Origin of the sequence: Neobacillus sp. FSL H8-0543 (assembly GCF_038592905.1) — a bacterium.
Classification (GTDB): Bacteria; Bacillota; Bacilli; order Bacillales; family Cytobacillaceae; genus Neobacillus.
This window is the reverse complement of the sequence record NZ_CP151943.1, coordinates 2986279-3008763: the sequence shown is the minus strand read 5'-3', so window position 1 is coordinate 3008763 and position 22485 is coordinate 2986279. Positions and strand designations below refer to the sequence as shown.

Annotated in this window: 18 protein-coding genes; 8 read left to right on the top strand and 10 right to left on the bottom strand. The window is 40.8% G+C overall.

Annotation, left to right across the window (positions count from 1 at the left end; all coding sequences use genetic code 11):
- Nucleotides 1-102: 102 nt before the first annotated feature.
- The 6 genes from NSS81_RS14835 to NSS81_RS14810 all read right to left on the bottom strand — a co-directional run bounded on the left by NSS81_RS14835 (nucleotide 103) and on the right by NSS81_RS14810 (nucleotide 7466).
- The gene (locus NSS81_RS14835) at nucleotides 103-888 is read right to left on the bottom strand and encodes a 3-hydroxybutyrate dehydrogenase (protein ID WP_342429455.1); all 786 of its coding nucleotides are present in this window, start codon (nucleotides 886-888) and stop codon (nucleotides 103-105) included.
- 43 nt (nucleotides 889-931) lie between these two features.
- The gene (locus NSS81_RS14830; RefSeq protein WP_342429454.1) at nucleotides 932-2368 is read right to left on the bottom strand and encodes a GntP family permease; all 1437 of its coding nucleotides are present in this window, start codon (nucleotides 2366-2368) and stop codon (nucleotides 932-934) included.
- 306 nt (nucleotides 2369-2674) lie between these two features.
- Nucleotides 2675-3859 (bottom strand): acetyl-CoA C-acetyltransferase, encoded by a 1185-nt coding sequence (locus NSS81_RS14825; RefSeq protein ID WP_342429453.1) that lies wholly within the window; start codon nucleotides 3857-3859, stop codon nucleotides 2675-2677.
- 52 nt (nucleotides 3860-3911) lie between these two features.
- Entirely contained in the window at nucleotides 3912-4568 is a 657-nt protein-coding gene (locus NSS81_RS14820) for a CoA transferase subunit B (RefSeq protein WP_342429452.1), read from the bottom strand.
- Nucleotides 4568-5227, bottom strand: a complete 660-nt coding sequence (atoD, locus tag NSS81_RS14815) for an acetate CoA-transferase subunit alpha (RefSeq protein ID WP_342429451.1) — start codon at nucleotides 5225-5227, stop codon at nucleotides 4568-4570. Before atoD ends, NSS81_RS14820 begins: the two co-directional genes overlap by 1 nt.
- A gap of 856 nt (nucleotides 5228-6083) precedes the next feature.
- Nucleotides 6084-7466 carry an L-cystine transporter gene (locus NSS81_RS14810; protein ID WP_342429450.1) on the bottom strand — a complete coding sequence of 461 codons (1383 nt, stop codon included), beginning with the start codon at nucleotides 7464-7466 and terminating at the stop codon, nucleotides 6084-6086.
- Nucleotides 7467-7625: 159 nt separating this feature from the next.
- Between NSS81_RS14810 and NSS81_RS14805 the strand changes: the two genes are divergently transcribed.
- The 3 genes from NSS81_RS14805 to NSS81_RS14795 all read left to right on the top strand — a co-directional run bounded on the left by NSS81_RS14805 (nucleotide 7626) and on the right by NSS81_RS14795 (nucleotide 9874).
- Nucleotides 7626-8522 (top strand): hypothetical protein, encoded by an 897-nt coding sequence (locus NSS81_RS14805; RefSeq protein WP_342429449.1) that lies wholly within the window; start codon nucleotides 7626-7628, stop codon nucleotides 8520-8522.
- Nucleotides 8523-8638: 116 nt separating this feature from the next.
- Nucleotides 8639-9142 carry a DinB family protein gene (locus tag NSS81_RS14800; protein WP_342429448.1) on the top strand — a complete coding sequence of 168 codons (504 nt, stop codon included), beginning with the start codon at nucleotides 8639-8641 and terminating at the stop codon, nucleotides 9140-9142.
- A gap of 186 nt (nucleotides 9143-9328) precedes the next feature.
- On the top strand, nucleotides 9329-9874 hold the full coding sequence (locus tag NSS81_RS14795; RefSeq protein ID WP_342429447.1) for a ribonuclease H-like YkuK family protein: 546 nt from the start codon (nucleotides 9329-9331) through the stop codon (nucleotides 9872-9874).
- Nucleotides 9875-9929: 55 nt separating this feature from the next.
- Here the strand turns inward: NSS81_RS14795 and NSS81_RS14790 are convergent, their stop codons facing one another.
- Nucleotides 9930-11030 carry a cytochrome c peroxidase gene (locus tag NSS81_RS14790; protein WP_342429446.1) on the bottom strand — a complete coding sequence of 367 codons (1101 nt, stop codon included), beginning with the start codon at nucleotides 11028-11030 and terminating at the stop codon, nucleotides 9930-9932.
- 220 nt (nucleotides 11031-11250) lie between these two features.
- Between NSS81_RS14790 and NSS81_RS14785 the strand changes: the two genes are divergently transcribed.
- From NSS81_RS14785 to NSS81_RS14775, 3 genes are all read left to right on the top strand, one after another.
- Nucleotides 11251-12594, top strand: a complete 1344-nt coding sequence (locus tag NSS81_RS14785) for a UDP-glucose/GDP-mannose dehydrogenase family protein (RefSeq protein WP_342429445.1) — start codon at nucleotides 11251-11253, stop codon at nucleotides 12592-12594.
- Between the two features lie 12 nt (nucleotides 12595-12606).
- Complete coding sequence (locus tag NSS81_RS14780) at nucleotides 12607-13137, top strand: phosphatase PAP2 family protein (RefSeq protein WP_342429444.1); 531 nt, start codon at nucleotides 12607-12609, stop codon at nucleotides 13135-13137.
- Between the two features lie 153 nt (nucleotides 13138-13290).
- Complete coding sequence (locus NSS81_RS14775) at nucleotides 13291-14064, top strand: GNAT family N-acetyltransferase (RefSeq protein WP_342429443.1); 774 nt, start codon at nucleotides 13291-13293, stop codon at nucleotides 14062-14064.
- 39 nt (nucleotides 14065-14103) lie between these two features.
- Here NSS81_RS14775 and NSS81_RS14770 read toward each other — a convergent pair whose 3' ends face one another.
- Complete coding sequence (locus tag NSS81_RS14770; RefSeq protein WP_342429442.1) at nucleotides 14104-14505, bottom strand: thioesterase family protein; 402 nt, start codon at nucleotides 14503-14505, stop codon at nucleotides 14104-14106.
- Between the two features lie 587 nt (nucleotides 14506-15092).
- On the opposite strand from NSS81_RS14770, the gene NSS81_RS14765 reads away from it, so the two are divergent.
- Nucleotides 15093-17495, top strand: coding sequence for a M14 family metallopeptidase (locus tag NSS81_RS14765; protein ID WP_342429441.1), 2403 nt, complete (start codon nucleotides 15093-15095; stop codon nucleotides 17493-17495).
- Nucleotides 17496-17596: 101 nt separating this feature from the next.
- On the opposite strand, the gene NSS81_RS14760 is transcribed toward NSS81_RS14765, so the two are convergent.
- Both NSS81_RS14760 and NSS81_RS14755 read right to left on the bottom strand, forming a co-directional pair.
- Nucleotides 17597-19972 carry a M14 family zinc carboxypeptidase gene (locus NSS81_RS14760; RefSeq protein ID WP_342429440.1) on the bottom strand — a complete coding sequence of 792 codons (2376 nt, stop codon included), beginning with the start codon at nucleotides 19970-19972 and terminating at the stop codon, nucleotides 17597-17599.
- 297 nt (nucleotides 19973-20269) lie between these two features.
- Complete coding sequence (locus NSS81_RS14755) at nucleotides 20270-21826, bottom strand: FMN-binding glutamate synthase family protein (RefSeq protein ID WP_342429439.1); 1557 nt, start codon at nucleotides 21824-21826, stop codon at nucleotides 20270-20272.
- 155 nt (nucleotides 21827-21981) lie between these two features.
- Here NSS81_RS14755 and NSS81_RS14750 point away from each other — a divergent pair, with 155 nt between their 5' ends.
- Nucleotides 21982-22467, top strand: a complete 486-nt coding sequence (locus NSS81_RS14750) for a hypothetical protein (protein ID WP_342429438.1) — start codon at nucleotides 21982-21984, stop codon at nucleotides 22465-22467.
- Nucleotides 22468-22485: the final 18 nt, after the last annotated feature.

Below are 22485 nucleotides of genomic sequence, written 5' to 3'. Positions count from 1 at the left end.
TAATTATATCAAAGAATTCTGATATTTCCGGACTACTTTAAGCACTTTCATGAATAAAAGAATCCTATTCGACTGAATCGAATAGGATTCTCATGAATATAATTATTGTACTGTATAGCCGCCATCTAGAATTACAGCCTGTCCAGTAACACCTCTTGCCTTTTCACTAGCTAAAAAGACGGCATAATCGGCAATTTCAGATACGGATAAAAGCCTTTTTTGAGGTACTAGCGGGAAAAGTACGTCCTCAATGACACGATCAAGACTAACATTTCTTGTAATGGACAAGTCTTTAAGCTGGTTTCTTACAAGTGGGGTATCAACGTAACCCGGGCATAAGGCGTTTACAGTGATTCCATGTGCCGCACCTTCTAATGCCGCAACCTTTGTTAAACCAATAACACCATGCTTCGCACTATTGTAGGCAGCTTTACCAGCAAATCCGATAACTCCATTAATCGAAGCCATATTAATCACTCTACCGAATCCTTGTTCTTTCATCATTGGAAATACGTTTTTTATCCCAATAAACGGTGCAGTTAGCATAACTTTGATTAATAGTTCAAATTTTTCAGTTGGAAATTCCTCAATTGGTGCTACATGTTGAAGTCCTGCATTATTAACTAAAATATCGATTCTGCCAAACGTTCTATAGGCATGCTCAAGGCTATTTTTATATGCTTCCTCATTGGTAACATCGCATGGAGCAGAGAGTGCTTCAAAGCCTTGCTCATTTAATTCTATAGCTACTTGGTCACTTTTTTCCTTATTCATATCAGAAATTACTACTTTTGCGCCTTCTTGTGCAAAGGTTTTTGCAATCTCCAATCCAATTCCACTTGCAGACCCTGTAATAAATGCTACTTTTCCTTCTAAAGACTTTTGCATACAAATCACTCCTCTTATAATATAAAACTATTAATTTCCCTTTTTATATAAGACCGAATAGAGTATAAATCCCAATAATGACAAAAACAGCTAATGTTTTGATGATGGTAATAGCAAATATGTCGCGATACGATTGTTTATGTGTTAATCCGGTTACAGCTAGCAAGGTAATAACCGCTCCATTATGTGGAAGCGTATCCATACCACCCGATGCCATGGCAACAACACGGTGCATAACTTCAGGTGGAATATTGGCTGCAGCAATAGCCTGATTGTATTTATCTGCCATTGCCCCTAATGCAATACCCATACCACCGGAGGCCGACCCAGTAATACCGGCAAGTGTACTGGTGGTTACAGCACCGTTAACAAGCGGGTTTGTGAACGTACCTGAGATTCCATCACTGATTTTTGTAAATCCAGGAAGTGCAGCAATAACCCCACCGAAACCATATTCAGCACCTGTATTCATCGTGGCAAGTAATGACCCGCCAATACTTTGGTTGAGTCCCTCTTTAAAGTTTCCGGTTACACGTTTCCAATTATAGGCAAGTGAGCTTACAATTCCGACAACTAACGCCATTTCAATCGCCCAGATGGCGGCAACCGCTGGAACGTCCACTGCATATGTTTTTAACCCGATTGCCGAAAAATCAAATCCATTCGGATACCATTGTGGGATAAACGTTATAAAAAGCTTATTGGTCACCCCTACGAGAATCAGCGGAACAAAAGCCAATATTTGCCTTAAAACAGACTGTTCTGTCGTTAAATCAGGCGCAGTCTCTTTTTCAGTCACTAAGGCAAGTTCAAGAGCAGCTGCATTCTCTGATCCGAATCCAAAATAGCCTTCTCCTGCTCTCTCGGCCTTTTTCCTTCTCATCTCCAAGTATAATAGGCCCATTGTTAAGACGAATATTGCACCTATTGTTCCAAGTATTGGGGCAGCATATATGTCTGTCTTAAAGAAAGCGATTGGAATAACGTTTTGAATTTGTGGTGTACCCGGTAACGCATCCATGGTAAATGTGAACGCACCAAGTGCGATTGTACCTGGAATAAGTCTTTTAGGGATATTAGCTTGTCTAAACATTTGAGCTGCAAATGGATAAATTGCAAAAACGGCTACGAATAAACTTACTCCGCTATACGTTAAGATTGCACCCAATAATACGATTGTCAGCATGGCACGTTTTGCACCAAGCATACGAACGATAGTCTTGGCAATTGATTCTGCAATCCCTGACATTTCAACTACTTTCCCAAAAATTGCTCCTAATAAGAACACTGGAAAATACGATTTAATAAACCCAACCATCTTTTCCATGAATACGCCTGAAAAGAACGGTAAAACGTGAGCCGGTTCGATAAGTAAAACGGCTAAGAGTGCACAAATTGGTGCAAATAAGATAACAGAAAAACCACGGTAGGCGACAAACATTAACAGCCCGAGCGCCAGAAGAATAGCAATTAAATCCATGAAAATCCCCCTCTTACTATTATTATGTAAGCTATTTTAAACCTACCTCCCCAAAGGTAAGCGTTTACAATTAGTAGCTTACAATTAATTAAATGCAAGTTTTATGCCAACAGTAGAATATTCTAAAAAACTATAAAAATTCAATTTTATTATATAGGTTTTATGCTTATAAAATAATATAAACACCAAAATAATAATTAAAAGGCTAAATTCCGTTTATCTGGAAATCCCCTACTCTTTTATTCCGCAAAAATGGAATTTTCCGTTTTTGCGGAATAAAGTAATCTTGAATTCGCTCGTTCAAATTTAACTTTCCATTTCGATAATTGTTGCAATACCTTGACCGCCGCCAATACAAAGCGTTGCCAATCCATAGCGGGAACCGTTGCGTTTCATTTCATGCAATAACGTGACAAGTACCCGTGCTCCACTGGCACCAATTGGATGGCCCAAGGCCACAGCACCACCATTTACATTTAGTTTCTCATTTGGAATCTGTAGTTCACGGCCGACAGCCAAAGATTGTGCGGCAAACGCTTCATTCGCCTCAATTAGGTCCATATCTTCCATTGATAGTCCTGCTTTTTCAAGTGCCTTTTTAGTGGCGGGAACAGGTCCAATACCCATAATCTTCGGATCAACACCCGCTGTTCCATTCGCACGGATAATCGCCATTGGTTTGATACCCAGTTCGATTGCCTTTTCTCTACTCATTAGAACTAAAGCTGCGGCACCATCATTGATACCAGAAGCGTTTCCAGCCGTAACTGTTCCTTCCTTTTTAAAAGCAGGTTTTAGTTTTCCAAGCTTATCGGCAGTGACACCTGCACGAGGAAATTCATCGGTAGCAAATACAATCGGCTCACCTTTGCGCTGTGGAATCACAACCGGAACAATTTCTTCCTCGAACTTCCCTTCTTTGATTGCCTTTTCAGCCTTTTGCTGGCTCCATGCTGAAAATTCATCCTGTTCTGCACGGCTCAGGCCGTATTGCTCGGCAATATTTTCTGCTGTCACACCCATATGATACGAGTTCAATGCACATTCCAAACCATCTTTTATCATGCTGTCTATAATCTTTCCATCTCCCATGCGGTACCCTGTACGTCCATTCGTTAGCAAGTAAGGAGCCAAGCTCATGTTTTCCATTCCGCCTGCTACAACGATTTCCGCTTCCCCCGTCTGGATTGCCTGGGTTGCAAGATGGACTGCTTTTAGGCCCGATCCGCAAAGTTTGTTGATAGCCATAGAGGAAACTTCAATTGGCAAACCAGCTTTAATCGCAGCCTGACGAGCAGGACCCTGACCAAGGCCTGCCTGAAGAACGTTCCCCATAATTACTTCATCCACTAGCTCGCCTTCAATACCCGCACGGTTTAAAGCTTCCTTTATCACAAGTGCACCCAGCTCGGTTGCCGGGGTATTGCTCAAACTCCCCATAAAAGTTCCAATCGCTGTACGTACAGCACTTACAATTACAACATCACGCATTTATCCTTCCTCCTGTGCAAATAGATTTTGATTTTCGAAGCTTACTATGAAACTACTTATATAAAATAGTTGGATTTATCTTAAATGAAGCCTCTGTTTTTTCCTTAACTGTTTCTAGATCGACTCCTTCTTGAAGTTCTTCAAGAACTAAGCCATCATCTGTTACACGAAAGACAGCTAGCTCAGTTACAATTAAGTCAACTACGCCTTTTCCTGTTAAAGGTAAACGGCATTCTTCTAGTATTTTAGAAGATCCACTTTTCGCTGTATGTTCCATCGCAACAATGACTTTCTTTGCACCTGTAACTAAATCCATGGCGCCACCCATTCCAGGAACCATTTTTCCGGGAACCATCCAATTGGCAAGATTGCCATTAGTGTCCACTTCTAATCCCCCAAGAACGGTTAAGTCAACATGGCCTCCGCGGATTAACTCGAAAGAAAATACGCTGTCAAAGAATGCACCACCTGGAAGTATACCCGCAGGCTGGCCACCAGCGTTGACTAAATCCGGATCAATCTCTCCATCTAAAGGTCCGAGGCCAACGTAACCATTTTCAGATTGAAGAATGACGTTAATGTCTTCAGGCAAGTAGTTCGGAACCATTGTCGGGAGGCCAATTCCCAAGTTCACTACATCTCCGTCTTTCATTTCCTTCGCCACACGTGCAGCTATAATTTGTTTTGGATTCATTAGTGTTTGTAACATTACTGATTACCTCCCTGAACATAAATTTTATCGATTAGAATCCCTGGAGTCATCACATCATCTGGATCAATTTCCCCAATTTCAACAACCTTCTCTACTTGAACAATCACTAAATCAGCCGCTAACGCCATGAACGGGTTAAAATTCCGGGCAGAACGATGATAGACTAAATTCCCTGCTTTGTCCGCTTTATATGCTTTAAGTAGGGCCACTTCTGCACGAAGCGGTTTTTCAAGAAGATATTCACGTCCATCTACTGTCAGCTTTTCTTTGCCTTCTTCAACAACCGTTCCTACGCCTGTCGGAGTCAGTATTCCCCCAAGACCTGCACCACCAGCTCGAACACGTTCTGCAAGTGTACCCTGTGGGACAAGCTCCACGTCCAATTCACCGGCAATCATTTGCCTACCTGTCTCAGGATTCGTACCAATATGTGAAGCAATTACCTTCTTAACTCTGTGATTTACAATTAATGGTCCTACTCCACTATCGATGAAAGCGGTATCATTTGCGATCAAGGTAATATCTTTTATATCTCCTTCTAGCATGGCGGATATAAGGTCTTGCGGTGTACCGACACCCATAAATCCCCCTGCCATAACTGTCATTCCATCTTTAAAAATCGATGAAACTTCCTCTAGTGAAATAATTTTATTCACTACTAGCACCTCCTAAAATTATATAAGTGAGGTTAAATTGTTCTCACACCTTTTTTATATGCAAGAATTGTGCCAACCAAATATTTCAGTTTATCTGCTAGTACACAAGGAATTAAATTATGAAGGACAACTTGACCAGTTTTCCGAACGGAGTTGTCCTTCATCGGGCTTATGAAGGACATCTTAAACGGTTTTTCGAATGGAGTTGTCCCTCATAGAGCTTATGAAGGACAGCTTCACCGGTTTTTCGAATGGAGTTGTCCCTCATAGAGCTTATGACGGACATCTTAAACGGTTTTTCGAGCGGAGTTGTCTTTCATCGGGCTTATGAAGGACAGCTTCACCGGTTTTTCGAACAGAGTTGTCTTTCATCCAACTTATGAAGGACAGCTTTACCGGTTTTTCGAACAGAGTTGTCCTTCATCCAACTTATGAAGGACAACTTCACCGGTTTTTCGAACAGAGCTGTCCTTCATCCAACTTATGAAGGACATCTTAAACGGTTTTTCGAACAGAGTTGTCCTTCATCCAACTTATGAAGGACAACTTCACCGGTTTTTCGAACAGAGTTGTCCTTCATCCAACTTATGAAGGACAGCTTTACCGGTTTTTCGAACAGAGTTGTCCCTCATAGAACTTATGAAGGACAGCCTCACCGGTTTTTCGAACAGAGTTGTCCTTCATCCAACTTATGAAGGACAGCTTCACCGGTTTTTCGAACAAAGTTGTCCTTCATCCAACTTATGAAGGACAGCTTTACCGGTTTTTCGAGCGGAGTTGTCTTTCATCGGGCTTAGAAGAATAAACAAAACAGCCCCCTTAATGATCTCCATTAAGGGGGCAAGCTTTTGTTATATTAAGCTTCTACAACGTTTGGCTGTTGGTAAACTTCTGTTTCAAATTCACCTGTTGCTTTACTTGTTAGGATTCCAGATATCATTGAACCACTAACATTTAAAGCTGTACGTCCCATGTCAATTAGAGGCTCAACCGAGATCAGTAAACCAACAATCGCAATAGGCAGGTCCATGATAGAGAGAACGATTAGGGCAGCGAAGGTTGCACCACCACCAACACCTGCAACTCCAAATGAACTAATTGTGACTACTAAAATAAGTGTAAGAATAAATCCTGGACTTAATGGATTAATACCAGCTGCTGGCGCAACCATAACTGCTAACATCGCCGGATAGATACCAGCACATCCGTTTTGCCCGATTGAAAGTCCAAACGAACCTGCAAAGTTGGCAATTCCTTCTGAAACACCAAAGTCTTTTGATTGTGTTTTGATTGTAAGCGGTAATGTACCTGCACTTGAACGCGAAGTAAAGGCAAACATTAAAGTTGGGAAGCCCTTTTTCACATAATTAAATGGGTTAATTTTTGCAATGGTTAATAGCAGTAAATGGACAATAAACATAAGAATTATTGCTGCATACGATGCAATGACAAATGTTCCCAAGTTCATAATGGCCTCATAATTACTAGTTGCTGCCACTTTTGTGATAATGGCAAGGATACCATATGGAGTCAAACGAAGAATTAACGTAACAACTCGCATGATTACAGAATATAAAGTATCGATAATTTTCGCGAAAAATTCTGCTTGTTCTGGTTCTTTACGTTTGATTCCAAGAAAAGCAATTCCAAGAAGTGCAGCAAAAATAACGACACCAATCGTTGAAGTTGCGCGTGCACCTGTTAAATCCAAGAACGGATTAGCTGGGAACATATCAAGAATTTGCTGCGGAGCCGTCATTGCTTCAACCCCAGCTGCTCTCTCCTCTAATGCTGCATTACGGGCAGCTTCTGCTTCCCCTTCTACTAGCTCCATGCCATCAAGACCAAATCCTAATGTCGCACCAATTCCAATGGCTGCAGAAATGGCAGTCGTTCCGAGCAGAATTCCTATAACAAGGATACTGATTTTCCCGATATTTTTTGTTAATTTTAATTTCGTAAAGGCACCGACTATTGAGATAAAGACTAGCGGCATAACAATCATCTGAAGTAATTTTACATAGCCAGTACCAACTATGTTATACCAACCCATTGTTTCTACTGTAACCTCTGATTCAATACCGTAAATTAAATGAATAATAAAACCTAAAATGATTCCTAGACCTAAACCTGCAAAAACGCGTTTTGAAAAAGATACGTGTTTCTTTTGCATCATATACAAACCGAACATGAGCACAAGTAAAACAGCGATATTAATAATAATGAGAAAAGCGTTCATCTTTCTCCCCCCTAAATTTCCAGTAGTTTTATAGTGTAAACAAATAGTAATACAATAAATCCAATGAGTCAAGTCGGATTTAAAATATATTTTTTTGTATATTTTTATAGCACCTTTGGATACTATTCATAAAACCCTAAATAGAAGGAGCTATTAGTAATGCATGAAAATTCCTACTGGTATATTGGATTAGGGATCCTAAGCATCTTCCTTCTAATGTATGTTTATTTCAAAACGAAAAGCACTCGATTTTTGCTGCATTTTCTAGCCATGGTTGGTCTTGGCTATATTATTGAAACCGTAATATATAACTTCCTTTTTAGCTACCAGTACTTCCCAAAACTAATCAAACACAATGAAATTTATGATAGCAATCTCGGGGCCATCGCCTCCAATGCATTAGCCTTACCTGCAGCGGCTACCTTTATCGCTACTTTTCATAAAAACTGGCTATGGATTTTATCTATTATTGGACTCTTTGCAGGGATCGAATGGGCATTTTTAGAACTTCATATCTATAAACATAATTGGTGGAGGACTTATTACACCTCATTAGGGCTACCTTTTTATTTTGCAATGGCAAAATTATTATATAGTAAAATTTCTCGCCCGATAAAGGGTCTGCAACACACATTGCTCCTGTTTTTGATCATTGGGCCTATTTCTGGATCAATCCATATAATGCCTATATTGTTTTTTTCGAATAGATCTTATGAACTCGGCTGGTTTGATAATATTTCCCGCGATACCACAGCCTTTGGAGCGCTATATTACTTAACCGCCAGTATGATCTATGTTATTTTGGCAAAATTTATTAATAGTCCAAATTGGGTGAAATATATAGTTGTGGCCCTTCTCACACACTCCATAACAACCACTTTTGTGAAAAATGGAATCCTACACAGTCAAGTGTGGTGGGACCCATGGTATTACGTAATATTATCAATTATCTTAATGCTAACCACCCTCACCATCAGCAAACACCTAACTAACGGTCCACCCAAAAAGGAGGCGAATGGTGACAGGCACCAAAAAAGGCAGGTACCATCCAAATAGGTGGTTCTGCCTTTTGATAATATGTTGACTCAAATAAACTCCCAACATACGTAGGAATATATTCCTGTCTAGCGAATATATACATTATTGGATGCTCTTTTGAAGGGGGAATTGTCATGAGTATATCTGTAAATGATCATCTAGTAAAAACTAGAAATCAATTATTTAGCACAATCAATTCACTCACCAAAGAAGAACTGAACAAAAAGCCAGCTAGCGATATGTGGAGTGTTTCACAGGTTTGCCATCACCTATTTTTAGCAGAAAGAGCTTTTACACAATCAATTATTTATGGTCTGAAGCAGGGTATTAGCAGAAAGGCTGATCCAAAACCAATCCAATTTGCAGCAGATCGTTCAATTAAGGCAGATGCCCCAGATATCGTCCTGCCAGGCGAAGTCTCCCTAACCATGGAGCAAATTATTGATGAATTGGACATGTCAAGAGAGGTATTGTTAGAGGTGCTAAGTAGAATTGAAGATAAATCACTTCTAGCTGAAAGGTCTGCTAAGCATCCGCTATTCGGACACCTCCCCCTTGACCAATGGGTGGAATTAATTTACCTACACGAACATCGCCATATCGAACAAATTGAAGAGATAAAATTATATATTAGATAAAAACTGCCTGACCGCAATGTGGTCAGGCAGTTCCTTTTTCAACTTGTTCGAGTGCAGCGGACAGTCGGTTTTTGTTTCCTAATTCTGGATTTTATAGATGCTACTGTTTGTCGCTGCACGGGCATATATATTTATTCATATAATAGAATAATAAATAATGTGAATCTTTGCCGAAGGAAGGCTGTGATGAGCAAATTGAAAAAATATCAGGTGTATCACTATTCGTTCCAAAATTTACGTGAGCAGAGTATGTCATTTGAACAGGTCTTCGACCATATTATTACGTTTATGAACTTAGCTCCAAGCGGAAATTATCGGTTGATGGTCGGGACTGACTCACAAGTCCATAAGAATCAAACGGTGTTTATTACTGGAATTGTTATTCAGAACCAGGGAAAAGGCGTCTGGGCATGCATAAGAAAGGTCATTATTCCACGGAGGATGACACAGCTGCACGAGAGGATTTCTCTCGAATTATCCTTAACCGAAGATATCGTAGCACTTTTTACCGAGGAAAGGAAAACCCGGTTAATTAATATTGTCCTTCCATATCTTTATCAAGGAGCTACTTTTACAATGGAAGGCCATATCGATATCGGGGCTGGAAAACGTAATAAAACAAGTGATTTTGTTAAAGAAATGGTAGCTAGAATGGAGTCGATGGGGGTTGAACCAAAGATTAAACCCAATGCTTTCGTTGCCTCAAGCTATGCAAATCGTTATACAAAATAGGGACCTGAGCCCTGTTGCGTTAGCAACAAACGCGCATTAGGGCTTAGGCCTCTCTTTATGGATGCTCTGGTTTAGTGAAGACTGGTGGCTTGCCTCCCAATGTTTTTAAGAAGGCTAAAAGATCTTCCTTTTCTTGATTGGTTAGACCAATTGGCTCCATAAATTGCTTCATAAAGAAGCTTTTATTTGGATGGTCGTCTCCGCCGCGGTCATAGTAATCAATTACTTCTTCGAGTGTTTCCAGGCTTCCATCCCGCATATATGGTGCCGTATGGGTAATCGCATAAAGACTAGGTGTTCGAATTCTGCCTAAATCCTTTGGGTCGCCAGTAACGGCAAAACGACCTTCATCCTCGGTGTTTAGACCGATATTATAGTAATTGTTATCGGAAAGGTTTGGTCCATTATGACAGGTTACACAAAGTGCTTTACCTGTATACAGGTCTAAACCGCGGATTTCTTGGTTTGTTAACGCCTCTGAGTCTCCACGGAGGAAACGGTCATAGGATGTATCTTTTACAACAATTTGTCTTTGAAAAGCAGCGAGGGCTTTGGCAATATTTTGTACGGTAATTCCATTCCCAAAAGCAGCATTAAACTGTTCATCATACCCTTTAACTGTTTTCAACTCACTTATTAGCTCTGGCAACGGCTGATTCATCTCGTCTGGATTCTCGATTGGACCTAATGCTTGTTCTTCGAGTGATGCCGCCCGACCATCCCAAAAATTGGCCGTATAATAGCCTGCATTAATTACGGTAGGGCTATTTCTTTTTCCGTAACCGCCATTATACATAGTAAATGTACGCTGTGCATCGCCATAGCCTTGGTTTGGGTCATGACAGGTTGCACAGCTTACCTCATTGTTTCCTGAAAGCCGCGGGTCGAAAAATAACGTTTGACCAAGCTCCAGCACTTCAGGTGTCATTGGATTGTCCTCAGGAATCGGTACATCGCCTAATGGAACAAGTGTCGTATGATTAAGAAGGCTTGTCCTTAGTTCCTTCGGGTCAATTTCACTACTACCTTTCTCTTCACTTTGTTGTTTTTCCTCAGATTGCTTCGTTGGTGCAACAGCATCCTCTTCCCCGCAACCGCCGAGACCGATACTAACTAAAAGTAATAACAAAATCAAACCCCGCAAATATTTTTCCATATCGTTTACTCCCTAATTTTTCACTTTAACACCATTATAAATTTGCTTGTGTTAAAAGGAGCAAATTAATGTGTAGAAACAGTGACAGCTACGAAAGAAAGCAGGGGCCTACTCCTTTAAATTCCCTTACAAAGTCTTTACACTCTTTTAACAGTAGGTTAAGAAAGAATTCTTAATATTCCTGTAAAATGAAGTAAGGCTTTTTATTAGGAGGGATTGGATGAAAATAGCGGTAGCTGGAGCAGGAAATGTTGGGCTAGTAACGGCTGCTTGTTTAGCTGAGTTAGGCCACCAAGTCATTGTCATAGATATTCAAAAGGAGAAAATTGACATGCTCAAAAAAGGAGAAACTCCTTTTTTTGAACCTGGCTTGGAAGATCTAGTTAAAAAAAATGCCTCCTTTGACCGATTGCATTTTACGACGGATCCTATGTACGCATATGGAAATGCTGAAATAATCTTTATTGCGGTTGGCACACCAGAAAAACGGGATGGCTCCGCTGACCTCTCTTACTTACATGCAGTCTGCTTCACCATTGCTACTCATCTACAAAAAGATGTAACTATCTGTACAAAAAGCACAGTCCCTGTTGGCACAAACAATATCATTAAAGAGATCATTAATAAATACAAACCTTCACACCTTAAAACCCATGTGGTCGCTAATCCAGAATTTATTCGAAAAGGCTCTGCTATTTTTGATTTCTTTCTAGGTGACCGTATTGTGGTTGGCACAGAGAATACTGAAGCCCTTTCAATTATGAAACAGCTCTACCTTCCACTAAAAATCCCTATCATCCACACGGACATACGAAGTGCAGAGATGATAAAATATGCATCAAATGCCTTTCTAGCTACCAAAATTAGTTTTATCAATGAAATTGCTTGGATTTGTGAAAAGGTTGGTGCAAATATTGATGAAGTTGCCTATGGTATTGGAAAAGACAAACGAATTGGAGAATCCTTTCTTCAAGCAGGGATTGGCTATGGTGGATCTTGTTTTCCAAAGGATACAAAAGCTCTTGTCCAACTTGCCGGAAATCTTCAAGATCCATTCGAATTGCTCGAGTCCGTCATTAAAGTAAACAATCGCCAGCACTCCCTTCTCGTTACAAAAGCCAAAGAAACAATTGGATCCTTATGGAGGAAAAAAGTAGCCTTGCTCGGTCTTGCCTACAAACCTGAGACGGATGATATTCGGGGAGCAGCCTCCCTAACCATCATTAAAGAATTACTCCAAGAAGGAGCAACAGTCACTGCATATGATCCTGTCGCTATCCCGAAGGCTAAGCAAGTTTTCGGAAATAGGATTTCATATACTACCGATATTCAACGAGCTCTTTTAGATGCTGACTTTGCCATTATCGCCACTGAGTGGGAACAGATCAAACATCTCCCAATGGATATGTACACCATCTTAATGAAAAATGCTATCGTGTTGGACGGAAGAAATTGTTATGAGCTATCTGATGTTCAAAAATTTCCTATTACCTATATTTCAATCGGCAGACCAGCCATTATTCATAACGTAAAGTATGAGCGGAACGCCTATAAAAGTTTATAGGGGGAATAACCAATGGTGAGACTTTTCCAATACTTTTATGCTCTCGAATGTCGATTATTTCAAGGAGTAAATGCCCATTTCGAAAAAAAGTATTTAAATCTCTTTTTTAAACAAATTACCAAACTTGGAGGGACCACCTTTACAATCATAAGTGCACTAGTATTAATCATCTTTTCATCAAGTGAAACTCAACTTACAGCCCTTTCTAGTGCACTTGCCTTAACGCTCAGTCATTTACCAGTTCAACTTGTAAAGAAGCTGTTCCCGCGGAAAAGGCCCTATTTGATCATAGAAAAAACAAACATTCCATCAAACCCATTACAAGATCATTCATTTCCATCAGGTCATACGACAGCTATCTTTTCGCTCATTGTCCCTTTCGTGATCTTCTTACCCTTACTTGCATACATTCTCGTTCCATTAGCACTATGTGTAGGGATTTCTCGTATCTACTTAGGACTTCATTATCCTTCAGACGTACTCGCTGGTATGATGATTGGGTCATTTTTCGGTTGCCTCTGCTTCTATTTATTGAGTATTTAGGAGGACTCTGAATGAATACTTTTTCACACATTTTGATTGGATTAGGTCTAGGAGCACTTGCTCAATTTGATCCTGTTATAAAATACTAACAGGAAGGAAAAAGTCAAGTTAATGTAGAATTATCTCTTTCTATGGAAGTAAAGGAGGACCTACATGAACAAAGAGAAATTGCTTGAGCTTTTTAATAAACATATGCGTATTGAGATTACCTATCCTGGCAGTCGAGTGGAGCAAGCGGAATCCGTGGTACGGCAAGTATCCCTGTCAAACGAGCGAGGATTCATCCTTTTTTCAAAGATGAATGAATCGACTGCTGATGCAATTATTGAGGAACAAATTACTTATTTTAATAACCTAAAACAATCCTTTGAATGGAAGGTGTTTGATTACGATCAGCCCTTAGACCTAAGGGAAAGATTACGTTCTAGAGGATTTGATATTGAAGAACAAGAAGCACTTATGATCATGGACTTAGCAGAGGGTGATCAGCTGCTAAACATTCTACTTAAGCCGGAAATCCGCAGAGTTACAGATGTACAGGGCATTTGGGATATTATTAAGCTTGAGGACGATGTTTGGGGAGTAAGCCATCAGGCACTTGGTGAACGCTTAGTACAGGATTTGCATGACGATCCAGCCAACTTTTTCGCCTATGCTGCCTATGTAGACGGCAAGGTTGTTAGTGCGGCATGGATGTATTTGCATGAAGGAACCCCTTTCGCCAGTCTATGGGGCGGGTCCACACTTGCCGATTTCCGAAAAAGAGGATTATATAGTTCACTGCTTGGCATCCGTGCTCGAGATGCCGCTGAAAAAGGCTACCAGTTACTTATGGTCGATGCCAGTTCAATGAGTGAACCTATCCTTGAAAAACATGGATTTCATTGCCTAGCGAGATCAACTCCGTGTATGTCGCCTCGTTACTAATGGAAAGTTCCTAGGGAAGTAATACTCCTAGGAACCTTTTTATGTGTACTTATAAACACTTATATCTAAAACAGATTGATCATTGAGTAATTTCCGGACTACATCTGGTGCCGTAACTTTTGTCCGTTTCTCTCTGTCAATAGTCGCAAACACAACCTCCGCTGAAACCACTAGTTCATCCCGCTGATTCATAACTGTCTGCTTAAGAGTAAAACTGGTATTGCCTACCCGCTCCATCCATGTGCGAATCCGCAGCCTATCCTGATTGAAAATTTCCTTTTTATAATCAGCGTTAATATGTACCAGAACTGCTTCTACCCCTGCCTGAATACAATATTTATACCAGTCAAAGCGAGCATTATCTAAGTATTCATACAGTTTTACATTACTAACATGAAACCTATTTGATTTAGCAACAACTTCCACTTCTGAAAAAGCCATGAGCGATTCCTCTCCTTATAAATCTTGGTTATTTAGTAATTCGCCATAATTACTGTGATACCTGCCTATTTCAAAGTGTAAAAACCAGATACAATACTGAAGCAGGCTTTTAAAAAATTGCTGAATCGAACCAAGTCAAACCCCACTGTCCATCCCAGGTGGACAAATTGGCAATTTGTCCACGAGCGGTGCCTGTCACCCGATCCGTTGTCACTCGATTCGTTGTCACTCGATTCGATTATATTTTCAACTTTCTTTTTTACATATCTCTTTATTCTTCGACAGTATTCTGCTGGTAATTTAAGTTGAGTTTTTTGTTGTTTTCTTAAATGTTATTCATGGTTCGTTTTTCCATTTTTCGTCACCCCCTAAACCCGATTATTCTTTATGAGTTCTAGTACTTTCCTAATAGGAATTTTCCTCCATTAGTATCGTTTCTTACTATAATGTTTCTTTTTTAGTCTTATGGCTTTTTTTGTAATACGATTTATATCTAACAATATATTTTTTGACAATATATTTAGAAGTTTAACACTATACTTAACTTGTTTTTAAAAACTATAGGGGAATATAGGAGGTGCAGTAATTTGCTGCGAAAAAAACAAAAATGGAAGAGAAATTTGATGGTTATGACAGTCGTAACTGGATTAGGCTTCTCAGCACTATATCCTGGTCTGAGCATTCCGACTGCTGCGGTGGGACAACCTGACTTGCCGTTACCCACGGAGGAATCGGTGTCGATTGTTCAGCTTGAGGTTCCAAATCAGAAGGCGAAGGAAAAGCTGCTGGAGCTTGGAATTGACCTTACTCACAGAATTCATGAGCATGATGGGAAGTTTGAAGTCGATGCAGTTGTTACACCAACGGAGATCAAACTATTAAAGTCTCATGGGATTCATGTAAAAGACACCCTGATTACTGAACAGCAATGGAACGCCAGTGTGGCAGAGCGCCAGTCTGCTGTCCAGCTGCAAACAAGTTTGGCTGTGGCAGAGGATTCAGTTAAAATTCTCCGCGCCAATCATTTTACAAATCAGTCTGATTCCTTCCTTTATGTTGAGGCGAAAACAAGTGCCGGCACTTCAGCGAGCACAGCTCTCACAGCAACCTGGACAGAGAACGGAGCAGAAAAATCAGCAACACTTAGCAGATTCGTTGATTACGGCGAATATATCTATCACTGGTTAGAAGTGCCTGTAAGTGCAATTCCGGAATCCGTAAAAATTACGAGTAATCTTGGCGGGTCAGCCTCTAGTGCTGTTACTGAATGGCTCGGTGCGGACAAGCCTGGTAACCCAAAAAAGCATTATGTAACGGACTTTGTCGATCATTATATGGACCCGACAGAATTATATGAACGGGCCGAAAAACTAGCAAAAGAATTCCCTGACTTGGTAGAAATCATTGAAATGCCTAACGAAACAAATGGGTACAGACGCCTTGCGCAGGCGACTATAGGCAGCACTACAAATACGTCTGTAGTTGTTTCATCAAAAGCATGGGGTCATGAAGGCGGCAATGATATCTCTGTTGAATTCAGAAACCCTGGAACCAATGATACTTCCTTAAAAGTATCAGTAGTTGGGAAAAAGGTTTTAGTTGATCTGGCTACAAATTCAGAGGGCAATGTGACGAGTACAGCAAGCCAAGTAGTAAATGCTTTAAATACTCAAGCAAATGATCTCATTTCTGCGACTACCTATCGCGGTAACGGCGGAACTGGGGTTGTTGCGCCAGCTTCAGCAACCTTAACCGACAATTTAAATGCTCCGGATACTATTTCACATGATCCTTTTACAGTGAAAGCGATCCGTATCGGGAAACATCGTGACGGCTCCAAGCCGGGTGTCCTCGGCTACGCACAAGAACATGCTCGTGAATGGGTAACACCGCTTGTAACGATTGAAACCGCTGAACGGTTACTTCGAAACTACGCTCATGATGGCGAAACGAAGCAGCTAGTAAATAACCTTGATATTTTTCTTGTACCGTCAGTAAATCCCGACGGCGCCCATTACAGCTTCTATGATTTCAACAGCCAGAGGAAAAATATGACAAACTACTGTGCTCCAAACGAATCTGATCCAGGATACCGAACTTCTTGGGGGGTTGACCTTAACCGCAACCATTCAGTTGGCTCTGCCTTTGATGGATATGTTGGTGCATCAACAACGAACTGTAGAAGTGGAACATATGCTGGTCCTGAAGAAAATTCCGAGCCAGAAGCACGAAATCTGGTCTGGCTTGCCGATCAAAATCCAAACATTAAGTTTGCAATGAATATCCATAGCTATGGCGGCTACTTCATGTGGTCCCCTGGTGCATACGATCCAAATCGTACTACCCTGCCTCGTCCGTCTGCAGGTGAAGAAGCCTTCTATTGGGCAGCTTCTGATCACATATTAAATGACATTCAGGATCACCGCGGAACAGTGATTCTTCCTAGTCGTACTGGTCCAATTCCAGATGTCCTCTATTCTGCGGCAGGTAACTCGGCTGATTACCTCTGGTACGAAAAAGGAATTTATGCCTGGAATTTTGAAGTAGGCGCAGATTTATGGGATAAAGAAGCACAAAGATGGCGTCCAGTTGGCTTCCAGCCGCCATTTGTAGAAGGCCATGAAGAGGCGATGGAATTTGCAAACGGTTTGATTGGCTTGATTAAAGTAGCCTACAACCAATCAAAAGACAAACAGCCACCTTCAACAAAAGCTGTCCCTGGCAACGGTAAATTCTCAGGCCCAGTTGATGTTGTTTTTGACACAAGCGAAGCAGCAACAATTTATTATACACTTGACGGCAGCCGCCCAACCTTTGAATCTGCAAAACTTCAATTAAGCGGAACACGTGAGTCAGCTGAAAGCCTTAAAGTTGAAAAAACTACTACAATCAAGTGGTTTGCTGTAGATGCTGCAGGAAACATTGAAAAGAATTACAACCCATTTGCCAAAGGCAACAACTTTAACTCTGTAAGTATCACAATCAAGTAATATATATATAAAAGGGGTTGATCTCTCGGGGTCAACTCCTTTTGTTGGCTTAAATCGACATAAAAGCCTGGCTCATCGCTGAACCAGACTTTATCTTGCTGTTATTTTTCAAAAATAGCATTGGATAATAGTCGGAACAGGTAATCCGTATGATCACGGAAACCAGCTTCTAAGCCAATCAGGGTTACGTCTTTATCCTGCTCTTTTACGATAACCGCTTGCCCCTTTGCAGCACTATTATTTCTCCAGTGGCCTGCCACAAAGAAATCCTCAGTGTTTGCTAATGTTGCGACCACCTCATCATTGTCCGTACCAGTATACCAAACTGGTCGGTAGACAAAACCAAAGTCATCCTGATCATAACCAGCAGTTAAACCAGTTCCTTCATAGTTCACCTTGACGATTCCGTTACTGTTGGATCCAGCGGTATTAATGATGTCATCGGTTAGGCCCAGTGTTTTCGATGCTCTCGAGGCCGCAGCACCTATAGCGATATATTTACCGCCCTCGTTAAGAAAACTGGAAACATTTGCTTTGAACAAATCAAGTTGACCAGCATTTTGGAACCCAAACTCTTTATTCGAAGTAGATAGGTTTGTAGAAATGAGACTTTCTGTACCACTGTAGACAAACACATCGAAATCATTCAAACCGTTTTCAGCAACTTCAACAGGTGTTACTTCTGTCACCGCGAAGCCAAGTCTTTTTAGAGCAAGTTTTGTACCGCTATGAGACTGAACCTTCCCCATACCGCCATCTCTCAAAATAGCCACTTTTAAATTTTGTAAAACTGTTGCATCAGCTGGTACTTTTGCGATAGTGTCCACTTGGAGACCGGATACTTTTACAGCTGCAGAAATTTTATTAGCCGCTGCTTCGGTGTAGTAATTTCCTTCTGAATCACGTTTTACAGGTACTCCTTGCTGTAGCAGTGTATTTACTAGATTGATAGCTTTAACGGAGCTGTTTGGAATCAGGAATGGACCTTTACCTGTAACTGAGCCTTGACCATTCAGTTGGTTTACTTTTTTTGCAGTAACATCGACGGAAGTTTGTGTCGCTACTGCTTCAAAGCCCCATAGCTCTGGTAAGCTCCAAGCTGAAATATCGTACATAGCTGGTGTGTCATTCGAGATGTCCTCTCCCTCCCAAAGCATCGTATTGGCTAATCCAGCTTTTGCTTGGTCGATTTGAACAAGATACGTCCCTTTAGGGTAGGTTTTTCCATCCGCATTAAATGCTTGCGTAGCCTCAACCACTTCAATATCATTGTTGAGTAAGTGATTGACTGCCTTATTCGTTACGGTTGGATCCTGCACATCAACTGGAAGAATATATGCTTTCGGAAAAAAGCCCTCATCATGGAAAGGATGGTCAAAGTTGATGCCGCGTTTAAACATTTCAATCTGGTCAGTAATCATGTCTTGCTTGTTTTCTGTTGCAAAGTTCAGGGCACCCATTATCGCATTATACATCCAACGGACGCCATCCCAATCATTCGTTGGCGCTTCTAAGGTGTGACCGTACGCACCATGGTACATCGCGTACATTGGTGTGAAAATTGGTGGGTAATCATCCCAGCCTGCTGCATCATCTCGCTGTGGAATATAAGTACCGTTCATGTTTTTATATAGATTACCAGAGTAGCTAGATTTATCCTCCAAAATCTCCGCTTCCATCGCTTCTGCTTGCCCATATGCCCACTTATTATATAAATCGTATTCATAGTTAGGGTTATGTGGCGGCGTACATGGTTCAATTAATCCTTGTAAGTTTGGTGCGTAATTTTTCACGTAGCCATGGGTATCAAGAAACACCATCGGATTCCATTCCTTAATAAGCTCAACCGTTTCTTGGGTTTCTGGTTGGGATTGAGTGATAAAGTCCCGATTCAAGTCAATTCCTTCACTGTTAAATCGAGTTGCATCAACACGTCCATCAGGGTTTTGCACGACGTTGAAAATTAGGATATTATTTTCTAATATACTTTTCGTCTCTTGGTCATTTTCAGTTGCAAAGCGTTCTATAAGCTGAAGAAGAGCGTCACTTCCGACAAATTCAGTACCATGAATCGAACCATTGATCATGATTGGGACTTTGAAGTCTGGATTGTTAGCAATCCAATCCTGAGCCTTTCCTGGATTCTTAAACATTTGTTTTCTAAGTGATTGGATTTTCCCATACTTTCCTTTAGTCGTTGGATCTGCAATCGTTACGACATAAAGCGGATGTCCATCCGCTGATGTTCCACGGACTTCGACTTTAACACGGTTCGATTGTTTCTCAATGGCTTTCAACTTTGTACCGATTTGCGAGAATTTCACAAATTCATAGTTTTCACTATTAAATTTGCTTCCATCCTGCTCCTCGTATACATTTACGTTTGTCCATTTTGGCGACTCCGCAAATCCTGCTGTCCATGGAACTGTTGTTAATAGACTTACAGCTAATAAACCTGCAATTTTTTTCTTCTTCATTCATTAACCTCCAATATGTATTTTTATAAACAACTATGTATTTTTATTATGTAAAACTATTTTATTATCGAAAGAATTAAAACACCATCCTACCTTTCACCTAAACTAGAAATTTCTTTTCCCCAGTACTAGGACAAAAGAATTAATAAAAAATCACACACGATTAATCTATGAAAAAGAAACTTAAATATTCCTAAAAATAAGGGCAGCCAAAACAAACTGTCCACCCCAGGCGGACAAAAGGGCGTTTTGTCCACGAGCGGTGCCTGTCACCCAGGGGTGTGTCACCCAGGGTTTTCAACCTGGGAAAATATCAGATAACCTTTTGACTTTTCCTTCTTTGTCTTTAAAGACGATGTGTTCTCTGTTGAATTTGCTTGGTGTGTCGATTCCGCAGGCTGCCGAGAGGGCAAATAAGCCTTGCCTTACGTTGATGATGTAGTTCATTACCCGCCATTGCTTTTCGTCTGGTACAAGGGCATCCTGATATTTCGGGTCTGTTGTCGTCACTCCCGCAGGGCATTTGCCGGTATGGCATTCCATTGCCATAATACAGCCGTTCGCAATCATAAACCCTCGCGCAGAATTTACTGCATCTGCCCCTATCGCAAGTGCGATCGCAATTTTATCGGCTGAAATTAATTTACCTGAGGCAAAAATCTTCATTTTGTCTCGAACGCCAAACTCACGAGCCTTATCAATGAGCATAATTAACGCAGGGTAAAGTGGAAGCCCCATCGAATCGGCCATTGATTTATAGGTAGCCCCTGTCCCTCCTTCTCCACCATCCACGGTAATAAAATCAGGAAAAATCTCAAGTTTATTCATTTCCTTAAAAAACACATCCAGATTTGAATGGTAGCCGACAACAAGCTTGATCCCTACAGGCTTCCCACCCTCTTCTTGCAGCATTTTTACAAACTCTAATGTTTCCGTTGCATTCCGCAGGAAGGTAAAACGATTAGGAGAATTGATGGTTTTACCCTCCTCCACCTTCCGAATCCTCGCTACCTTCTCCGTGACCTTAGAGCCTTCAAGGTGCCCGCCGCGAATCTTGGCTCCCTGACCGAATTTAAGTTCAAAAGCTTTTATATTCGGTTCTTTTGCCTTTAACTTGTATTCAGCGAGTGAAAAGTTTCCTTCTTCATCCCGATAACCAAATAATCCAGGGCCAATCTGGGCAACCACTTCCACACCGCTTTCTAAATGCTCTGGTGCAATTCCCCCTTCACCGGTATTTATCCATGACCCTCCTGCCATATTGCATCCTTTTCCTGTAGAAAGAATATAATTTTCACCGACTGCTCCAAAGGAAATGGCTGATGCTCCAAAAGGTCCATGTAGTCTCCATGGCTCGGACCTATCCGGACCAACAATGATGGCATCATCCTCTTGATATAACCATCGTGTTACCTGATCCCCTTCAAGTCGTTCACGTCTAGTAAATAACCCCTCGTGGTCAATTTTGTACTTCATTGCATCGACCCTTTCCTTATTATCAACACGTAATTCATCTAGTAAGAGAGGAAACATACTATTTGCGATATAGTAGCCTTCTTTATCAAAATCACGCTTTGAGCCAAAGCTTACTAGATCACTCCTGTATTTCGCCGCAAATACAATACCTAAGAAATCCGAACGTGAAAAAGGCTGTGATGCATTATCATTATCAAACCAATATTGTCGTAACTCTGGCCCAATATGTTCTAATAAATAACGGATCCACCCCATAAATGGATAGGCGCGAATAATCGAGTGCTGTGGTTTTTTTGATAAAAAATAAAGCCATAGTAAAAAACAAAGTGGTCCAACAATAAACACGACCAAAAGAATGATCAATATTGTTACTTCCAACTAAATCCCCCCTACCAATCTGGTCATCTTTAATACCTATGTGTGTTAGAAAAGGGTTATTACAATCCCTGTCACCCAACTACCAGGGCTTTTATTTTTCGATAAACATAGTGGACTTCCAATGGTTCATAAACTTTACATTAGGGAGGGATTAGATGAAAAAATCGATATTGGCACTGTTGTGTATTGGTGTTTTGTTTTTAGCGGGTTGTTTTAATGACCCCGTTCAAGATGACATCCTAGATTATATTAACGAAAAGACAACGACAGCAGCTCAACTTGAAAGCCAAGCGATAGCAACATATGGAAGTGTTTCAGGGGGGAATTACCAAGACGACCAAACCCTCTACGATGCATTAGTGAACGAAATCATTCCAGATTACACAAAGTTTATCGATGAATTGGAATCGGTAGACATTGAAACCGAAGAACTTAGGGAGGTACATGAAATTTACCTTTCAGGAGCCGAACAACAGTTTAATGGCTTCGTTAAAATCGTAGAAGCCATTGATAATCAAGATGCAAGTATGATAGATGAAGCCAATTTAATGTTAGACGAAGGAAGAGAGAATATTAACGAGTACTTGGATAAACTTAATGCGTTAGCGAAGGAACATGACGTAGAGATAGAAAAAAAATAATAAAAGGCTGACACATTA